Genomic DNA, 8404 nt, shown 5'->3' on the forward strand with positions numbered 1-8404 from the left:
GCCGCCCCGCGCTCGGCCAGGGTGGCCGGGCCCTGGGTGAGGCTGATCTCGCCGTGTGCGCCGCCGTGCAGGTAGCGCTTCACGCGCTCCGTGTTCTGCGCATCGTAGCCGCAGAGGTTCTCCGCCAGGTGGCTGAGGCCTTCGTTCAGCCAGAGCTGCTCGTCCGGACTGCTCGCGTTGCCCTGGAGGATGTAGCGCTGCCCCGTGTTGATCATGTGCTGGAATTCGTGCGCGAAGATGCTCTGCAGGGAGCTGATCGTCGCCTCCACGGGATGCGCGACCGGGCTGAATTGGGCCGTCGGATCCGGCACGATGGCGTAGAAGAACTCGCCGTGGTTGCTGGTCCCCGGGATATTGGTCCAGATGTCGAGGTCGATGGCGTTGAAGAAGCCGCCGATGTAGGAGCCGTCGTTCCAGGTGGTCATCGCGTTGACGACGGGACTGAGCAGGACGATCACCTTGCCGTTGGCATCCCGGTCGCTGGGCTGCCCGAAGGCGGCGACCTCGACGCCGTAGTCGACCTGGTCGAAGCGGTTGCCCAGTGTGTTCAGGTTGGGCTGCGGCAGGTTCGCCGGCGGCGTGTCGTCGTCCACGTAGATCAGCGTGTGTGTCCCCGTGTAGCGCAGCGTCGCCGTCACGCTCGTGTAGCTGGCAGGGTTCGTCGTCGAGCCGAAGGCCGTGTTCAAGCAGACGAAGGTCGCGCGCTCGCCCAGCGCCACCGCCGCACTGCGCGCCCTGCGTTCGCCCCGAAAAGGCGCGTCGCCGCGGTACTCGAGCAGGCGCCGGTGGAAGTCCAGGACTGGATCGGGGCTGCTCGCCGCGCGGCTGCGCCGGAAGGCCAGGCCTTCGACGCCGTAGCCGTCCTCGCCGTAGGCGTAGCCGGTGTCCTGCGGATCCCAGTACTCGAGGTTGTAGGGAATGAGCGCGTAGCGGCTCGTCGTCTCCGGCAGCGCCAGCTCGACCGTCGCCGCCCCGGCGGTGAAGGGGTGGTCCTCCACCTCGCCGAGGGGCTGGATCACCTCGACCGCGAAGCTCTCGGGGGCCGCCTGGTGCCCGACGCTGAGGGTCAGGTCGTAGATGCCGGGCGGCATCTGGGCCGGCACGCGGGCGCCCAGGTGCGTCTCGCTCGCGGCGACCACCTCCATCGCCAGCGTCCCCAGCCGGAGCTCGTTGTAGGCGGGCGTCGGGCAGAAGTTGTCGCCGGAGATGGTGAGCAGATCGCCGGGATCGACCGGCGTGATCGGGTTCACGGCGCTGATCGTGGGCGGGAGATCCGCTGTTTTCTGCGCCGCCGCGTCCGCCAGCCCGGCGGCGCTGGCCGTCAGCGACTGCTCGCCGAGGGCAGGACCGAGGGTCCAGGCGGCGGCGAGCTCGCCGGCGGCGCCCGTCTGCCCGGCGGCGGGCAGGACGCTGCCCCCCGCAGCGGCCGCGAGTGCGATCGCCACGCCCGGAACGCCGTTGCCGTAGACGTCCTGGGCCTCGACGCGCAGGGGGGCGAGCAGGGTCTCCCCCGGCGCATCCTTCTGGCCGCTGCCCGCCGCCCAGACGAGGGCCGCCGGCGGCCCGGGCAGGGCCCGCGCGCCCATCGCCTCGACCTCGTCGATGTCCAGGCTCGCGCCGCGCGGCCGGATGACCAGCGTGTCGGCCGCGGTGCCGAGGGTGAGCTGCGTGCTCACCTGCCCGGCGGCGTCCGTGCTGTCCGTGGCGGGATCGAAGCTGCCGCTGCCCTCGTCCAGCACGAAAACGATCTCGACGCCGGCCACCGGCGCACCATCGCCATCCGTGAGCGCGAAGACGAGGGCTTCCGGCAGCGCCTCCCCCACGGCGCCGCTCTGGCCGTCGCCGGCGAGCGCCGCCAGGCGGAAGGGGGCGCCGGCCACGAGGTCCGTGAAGCTGCTCAGGTTGCCGGCCGCGTCCTCGGCGCGGAGCCGGATCGTGTCGAGCAGCTCGCCGGCCAGGCGCAGCGCGAAGGCGCCGTTGCCGCCGGCCGCGCCGGCCGCCGTCCCGGCGCTGCCCAGGTTGCTGGCGCGCACCGTGGCGCCGCCCTCTACCGCCCCGGCCTGGCCGGTGATGGTCAGCATCCCCTGGCCGTCCGGCGCCGAGACGCGGATCAGGGCCGCAACCGGCGCCGTCGGCGGCACGACGTCGATCGCCTCGCTCTTCTTCTCGCAGGCGGCCCCGAGTCCGAGCAGGAGCAGCGGCAGGCAGCCGCGCAGAAGATGCCGCAGGAGCGGGCGTCTCACGCCGGTGGCGGTCACGTTCACCGTCCTTGGTGGTGGGAAGCGATCCAGGTGGGCCGGCCGGCGCGCACCGTGAGGGCCGGCGTCACTTCGCCCCTGAAGTAATCGGCAGCCGGATCCCGCTCCACAAGGCAAAAGTCAGCGGAATGACCGGGCAGCACGCGCCCCCATTCGACCTCGCGACCCGCGGCGCGCGCCGCGTCGCCCGTGACGGCGGCGATGGCCGCCTCCGGCGCGTCCGTCGCGCCGCCGAAGACCTCAGGATCGACCGCCGCGCGCAGGGCAGGCCAGAGCGCGGCCGGCATGCCGTCGGTGCCGTAGGCGAGGGTGGCTCCCACCCGGCGCCAGTCAGCGGGACCCCCGAAGCGCGCCCGCCAGCCCTCGCCCAGGGCGCGCGCATAGAGCCCGCCCTGGCGCCCCCAGCGGTCCATGAAGTTCGGCTGCATGCAGACGGCGAGGTCCAGCGCGGCCGCGCGCTCCGCCTGGCCGGGCAGGAGCAACTCGACGTGCTCGAGACGCGCGCGCCCGGCCGGTGGGCGCAGCGCCGCGAGGCAGTCCAGGGCCTGGGCGAGGGCGCGCTCGCCGATCGCGTGCAGCGCGACGCTCCAGCCGGCCGCCAGCGCCGCCGCCAGTTCCGAGCGCAGCGCCGCGTCCCCGTAGAGGAGTTCGCCGGTGCCCCCCTCGACGTATGGCGCCGCCACGGCGGCGCTGCGGCCGCCGATGGAGCCGTCGAGGAAGAACTTCCGGCCCAAGGGGCGGCCGGGGCCGGGCGCGCCGTCCGTGGGCAGCTCAGCCAGCGGGCCGGCGTGGAAGTACTCGACGCGCAGCGGGAAGTCCGCCGGCAAGGCGGCGGCCAGCGCCGGCAGGTCGGCGGCGCCCATGTCGGTGACCGCCGTCAGCCCTTGCCGGGCCAAGTCGCTGGCCGCCTTCGCGGCCGCTTCGAGCAGCTCCGGCTGCCCGAGGGGAAAGCGCCGCGCGAGCGCCACGGCCTCCCCCTCCAGCAACAGGCCCTCGCTCGCCGGCTGGCCGAGAAGGCGCAGGGCCTCGCCGTTCGCCACCGCCACGTGCCCGCAGACGCGGATGAGGCCGACCGGGCGGCCCGGCAGCAGCGCGTCGAGTTCGCGGCGGGTGGGAAAGCGAGGCTCGTCCCAGGCGCTCTCGTCCCAGCCCACGCCGATGAGCGGCCCCGCGCTCTCGGCGGCGCTGGCCTGGAGCCGTTCCCAGAGCTCGCTGCGGCGGCGAACTCCGCTGAGGTCCACGCGCAGGCGGCGCCGGGCCTCGTGGAACAGGTGGAGGTGGGCATCGCAGAGCCCGGGCAGCAGGGTCCAGCCACTGAGATCCAGCGCGCGCGCCTCGCCGCCGGGCTCGACGAAGCGCGCCCCGGCGAGCTGGACGCTGCCGGCCGCCGCCGGGCGGCCATCGCCGCGCTGCACGCGCAGTCCATCCAGGCGGAGGGCGCCCGCCGGCTCGCCGGCGAGCAGGACAGCGAGTTCGGCTGGCGTGGCGCGCATGGACCCTCCCTTGCAGCCGGGCGCTCCCAGCCCTTATAAGTCCCGAGGACATGAGCCCGCAAGCCATCCCTCCCCGCCGTCCCCCGCCCCGCGCCTGGCGCTGGCTGATCTTCATCGGCCTCGCGCTGGTCCTGGCCGCCTGGCTGGCCACCAGACTCCTGCCCCGCCTGGGGGGCCGCCTGCCCGGCCTGGACTGGGGCAAGCGCGGCGGCACCGACTGGAGCCAGGTGGAGGTGGTCTGGGAGTCGGCCGGCGCTCCCGCTGGCCCCGCCTCACCCGCGAGCGACGCGGCGCCCGCCGCAGACACGCCGGCGCCGATACCGGCCGCGGAGCGCCCGGCCGCGACGGCTCCGGGGAGCGGGCCCGCCGCTGCGGAGCCTGCGCGCCCCGCGGGGCCGGCCGCTGCCGGCGGCGAAGCGAGCGCGGGTTCCGGCGGCCCCGCCGCAGCGCCCGGCCCGAGCAGCGCCGCCCCGGGCAGGGACTCCCCGCGCATCCTGCAAGCGGCCTGGCCGAGTCGCGCCCTGCTCGCTGGCCTCAGGGCGAGCGGCCGCCTGCGCTACCGCCTGCGCGTGGAGCCGGACGGCCGCGTCTCCGCGCACGAGCTCCTGGACGACGGCGGCTTCGACTGCGATCCTTGCCGGCGCGAGGCCGAACGCATCATCGGCGAGCTGCGCTTCGCGCCGGGCACGGTCGACGGTCGGCCCGTGGCCTGCTGGGTTCCCTACGAGATCAGCTTCGACAGAGGTGGACGATGAAGCACGACCTGGCGGCGGTGCAGGCGGCCATCCGCGCGGAGGGCCTGGCCGGCTGGCTGCTCTACGACTTCCGCGGCGCCAATCCCATCGCGCTGGAACTGCTCGCGGTGCCCCCCGGCGCGCTGCTCACGCGGCGCTTCTTCTACTGGATCCCGGCGGCGGGCGAGCCGCTGCGCCTGCAGTCCAGCGTCGAGGCCCACCACTTCGCTTGGCTGCCCGGCCGGCAGCGCCTCTTCAAGGGCTGGCGGGAGCTCGAGGCCCTGCTCGGCCAGACGCTCCCTCAGGGCGCGCCGATCGCCATGGAGTACTCGCCCGGCGGCGCCCTGCCGACGGTCTCCTACGTCGACGGCGGCACCCTCGAGTGGCTGCGCGGCCTCGGCCTCGCGATCGTCAGCTCCGCCGAGCTCGTCCAGCGCCTGGAGGCGCCCTGGAGCGCCGCCGCGCTGGCGGGCCACCGGCGCGCTGCGGCGGCGCTGGAGAGCATCCGCCGCGGCGCCATCGCGCGCCTGCGCTCGGCACTCGCCGCGGGCGAGCCCCTCAGCGACCACGGCCTGCAGACCTGGATGCTCGCCGAGATGACGGCGGCCGGCCTGGAGACCAACGGGCCGCCCATCGTCGCCTTCGGGCCGGACAGCGGCAATCCCCACCACAGCCCCGATCGCGCGCGCCCGCGCTGGCTCGCGCCCGAGCAGGCCGTGCTGCTCGACTACTGGGGCCGCCTGGCCGAGCCGGGCGCCGTCTACGCGGACTTCACCTGGATGGCCTACGCCGGCAGCGCGCTGCCGCCCGCGATCGCCGACGCCTGGAGCGCGCTGCGCGAGGCGCGGGACGCCGCGCTCGCCTTCCTCGCCGAGCGCTTCGCCGCCGGCGAGTCGCCCCAGGGCCGGGAGGTGGACGCCCTCGCCCGCGCGCGGCTCGCGGCCGCGGGCTACGGCGAGGCCTTCGTGCATCGGCTGGGCCACAGTATCGGCCGCGAGGACCACGGGCCGGGTGCGAACCTCGACGACCTCGAGACCCGCGAGGAGCGGCGGCTCATCGAGGGCGTCGCCTTCTCGATCGAGCCGGGGATCTACACGCCGGCCTGGGGGCTGCGTACGGAAGTGAACGCCCTGCACTGGCAGGGTGCGCTGCTGGTCAGCGGCGAGCTGCAGACGACGCCCGAACTACTGCTGGCGTGAGCCGCGCAGCCCCCGGCGGGGCGCGCCGCCTGCGTCGCGCGGCACGGGTACCGTGAAGGAGAAGGTCGAGCCCCGGCCGGGCTCGCTGCGCAGCCACAGCCGCCCGCCCATCGCCTCGGCGAACTCCTTGGCCACGCTGAGACCGAGGCCGGCGCCGCCGTGCTCGCGGGTGCTCGAACGGTCCACCTGGTAGAACTTCCGGAAGATGCGCTCCTGCTCCGAGGCCGGAATGCCCGGCCCGCGGTCGCTGATGTCGATGCGCAGGAAGTCCATCGAGTCGCTGCGACGACGCCCGGAGAGGTAGCTGCAGCGCAGATCCACCGGGCTCGCGGGCGGCGAGAAGGTGAGCGCGTTCTTCAGGAGGTGCCCGAGGATGCGGTGGAACTGATAGGGATCCACGCGCACGGTGCACTTCAGCTCGCAGTCGTGGAAACGCACGCGCTCGTGCCCGGCCAGGTGCCCGAGCCAGCCCTCGCGGTACTCCCCCAGCAGCGAGGCCAGACTGCGGTCTTCGAGTTCGAGAACGCCCTCGGCAGCGGCCATCTCGCTCATCACGAGCAACTCGCTGATCAGGCGATCGAGTTGGAGCGCGGAGTCGTGGATGGAGCGCAGGAACTCGGGCAGCGGCTGGTTCCCCTCGAGGCCGGGCTGGTCGAGCGCGAGCGAGGAGAAGCCGAGGATGCTCGTGAGCGGCGTCCTCAGCTCGTGCGTGACGGTGTCGATGAAGCTCGCCTTGAGGGATTCGAGCTGGTCGACATCCTGCTCGAGGGTCTCCAGGCGCTCCCGCAAGGCGCGGCGCTCGAGCAGCAGCGCCGCCAGCGGTCCGACGCCGAGCAGCCAGTCCTCGATCAAGCGCCGCTCGATCGGCTCCCGGCGCCGCTCCGCGGGCAGCGCGACGGCCAGCGCGCCGAGCAGGCCCTGGCGACCGTCGCGCAGGGCGAGTCCGAGCAGCTCGTCGCCGGGTTCGCTGCCCTCCAGGGTCAGCAGCCGGCCTTCCCCGTTCTCGCGCAGTTCCTCGACCAGGGGATGGCTGGCCGGCCAGGGCTCCTGGAGCAGGCCCGGCAGCCACCAAACCTGCCAGTCGCGGGTCTCCGCCGGGCAGACGGCGATCAGGCCGCGCCGGCCGGGGAAGCGCAGCTCGAGCTCTGCCCCCAGCGCGGCCGCCAGGCTCTCCACATCGCGGCAGCCCAGCAGGCGGTTGAGATCCCCCCGCAAGTCCGGGCTGCCGACGAGGGCGACTTCCTTGAGCTGCTCCATGCGGCGCCTCCTGGCGGCATCAGGTCCTAGGAGAGAAGAACTCGGCAATCCGTTGATATGTCGTGCGTTACGAAAACTAAGCCCCGGGTGGGGGTCCCACCGAACTCAGCAACTCCCGGGCCAACGCGGGAGTCAGGACTGCAGCCGGAGCAAGTAGCGCACGGCGGAGGTGTAGGAGAGGACGAGAATCAGCCCCAGCGCGGCGCCCAGACTGAGCGCGAAGCCGGCCTCGCCGGGTCGCGCATCGGGCGCGCGGCTCATCCAGAGGAGGAAGAAGTTACCGAAGAGGCTCTGCGTGAGCATCTTCCACTTGCCGATGCGACCGGCGGGCAGCGTGAGATCGCGGCGGCGCTTGAGCGCCTCGCGCAGCCAGGTGATGCCCCACTCGCGCAGCAACAGGAGGGCGACGAGCACCCAGACCCAGGGCTCGCCCAGGAAGAAGGCGAGGGCGCTGAAGACGACCGTGATCAGCACCTTGTCGGCCAGCGGATCGAGGTGTTCGCCGAGGCGGGAGATCTGCTGCAGCCGGCGGGCGAGCCAGCCGTCGAGGACGTCGAGGAGGCTGGCCGTCACGCAGAGCAGGACGGGCGCCAGCACGAGTCCGAAAGCGAGGAACAGCAGCGCGGCAGTCAGCGCCATGGCCAGCCGCACGGCGCTCAGGGCGTTCGGCCAGGTGCGGATGCGGCGATCGGGGGCGCGGGCGGACTCCATTGTCCAAGCCTAGCACGCCCGCCGCGGCGCCGGCAATCGCTAGTACGCGAAGCTTGCCGCGCTGCCGGTCGCCGCGCCCCAGTTGTCCGTGATCGCGACGCTCACGCTCTCGCCGCCCACCCCCGCCGGCACGAAGAAGATCGCCGAGCCGTTCACGTCGTCGCTCTGTGCCGGATAGGACGTGCCGTTCCAGTCCGTCCCGGCCTGGAACAGCGCGCCGCCGGCCGAAGCGCTCCAGTCGTAGCGGTGCACGAAGCCGTCGTGCTGCGGCTCGACGGCCACGACGAGCAGCCGCGGGTAGCCGTCGTCGTCCATGACGGCGAGATCGACGCCGGCGATCCCCTCCGGGTAGAGCGGATGCCGGGCGTCGAAGACGACGTGGACGTCGGCCGACACGAGCGGCGGGTCCTCGCCGCAGGCGCCGCCGGGCGTCGCCTGCCAGGGCGTGTAGACGAGGGTCGCCGGATCGCCGCCGGCGTAGGCGATGCGCGCGATGATCGCCGCCTCGCCGATGTTGTCCACCCCCCACCAGTTGCAGCGCGCGTCCAGCGGCTCGGCCCCAACGCCATAGCCAGCGCCGACGAGAAAGGCGGTCCCGCTCCCGAAGAAGCGGTTGGCGTGGCAGATGAGGCGGCCGCCGCCGCTCTGGCTGACGATCGGCGCGCCGACGTCGGTGAAGTAGGAGCCATGGCAGTGGCCGCTGGCGCCGCCGCGCATGATCAGCGACTCCCCGCTACCGTTGCGGAAGGTGC

7 protein-coding genes are annotated in these 8404 nt (G+C 73.8%); 2 read left to right on the forward strand and 5 right to left on the reverse strand.

Going from position 1 to position 8404, the window contains the following annotated elements:
• The coding region (locus tag FJ251_11240) for a hypothetical protein (GenBank protein MBM4118292.1) at nt 1-2258 on the reverse strand (2258 nt) is incomplete at its 3' end.
• A gap of 2 nt (nt 2259-2260) precedes the next feature.
• A complete protein-coding gene (locus FJ251_11245) occupies nt 2261-3751 on the reverse strand; it encodes an amidohydrolase family protein (GenBank protein MBM4118293.1) in 1491 nt (496 codons plus the stop codon).
• A 50-nt stretch (nt 3752-3801) separates the two neighbouring features.
• Here FJ251_11245 and FJ251_11250 point away from each other — a divergent pair, with 50 nt between their 5' ends.
• The gene (locus FJ251_11250; protein ID MBM4118294.1) at nt 3802-4506 is read left to right on the forward strand and encodes a hypothetical protein; all 705 of its coding nucleotides are present in this window, start codon (nt 3802-3804) and stop codon (nt 4504-4506) included.
• The gene (locus tag FJ251_11255) at nt 4503-5684 is read left to right on the forward strand and encodes an aminopeptidase P family protein (protein MBM4118295.1); all 1182 of its coding nucleotides are present in this window, start codon (nt 4503-4505) and stop codon (nt 5682-5684) included. Before FJ251_11250 ends, FJ251_11255 begins: the two co-directional genes overlap by 4 nt.
• Here the strand turns inward: FJ251_11255 and FJ251_11260 are convergent.
• The 3 genes from FJ251_11260 to FJ251_11270 all read right to left on the reverse strand — a co-directional run bounded on the left by FJ251_11260 (nt 5670) and on the right by FJ251_11270 (nt 8369).
• Nucleotides 5670-6941: a HAMP domain-containing histidine kinase gene (locus tag FJ251_11260; GenBank protein MBM4118296.1), complete on the reverse strand. Its 1272-nt coding sequence runs from the start codon at nt 6939-6941 to the stop codon at nt 5670-5672. The genes FJ251_11255 and FJ251_11260 overlap by 15 nt on opposite strands.
• A gap of 132 nt (nt 6942-7073) precedes the next feature.
• Nucleotides 7074-7652 carry a hypothetical protein gene (locus tag FJ251_11265; protein ID MBM4118297.1) on the reverse strand — a complete coding sequence of 193 codons (579 nt, stop codon included), beginning with the start codon at nt 7650-7652 and terminating at the stop codon, nt 7074-7076.
• 39 nt (nt 7653-7691) lie between these two features.
• Nucleotides 7692-8369: a hypothetical protein gene (locus FJ251_11270; protein ID MBM4118298.1), complete on the reverse strand. Its 678-nt coding sequence runs from the start codon at nt 8367-8369 to the stop codon at nt 7692-7694.
• Between the last annotated feature and the right edge of the window lie 35 nt (nt 8370-8404).

Source organism: bacterium (assembly GCA_016873475.1).
In the GTDB taxonomy this organism is placed as follows: Bacteria; Krumholzibacteriota; Krumholzibacteriia; order JACNKJ01; family JACNKJ01; genus VGXI01.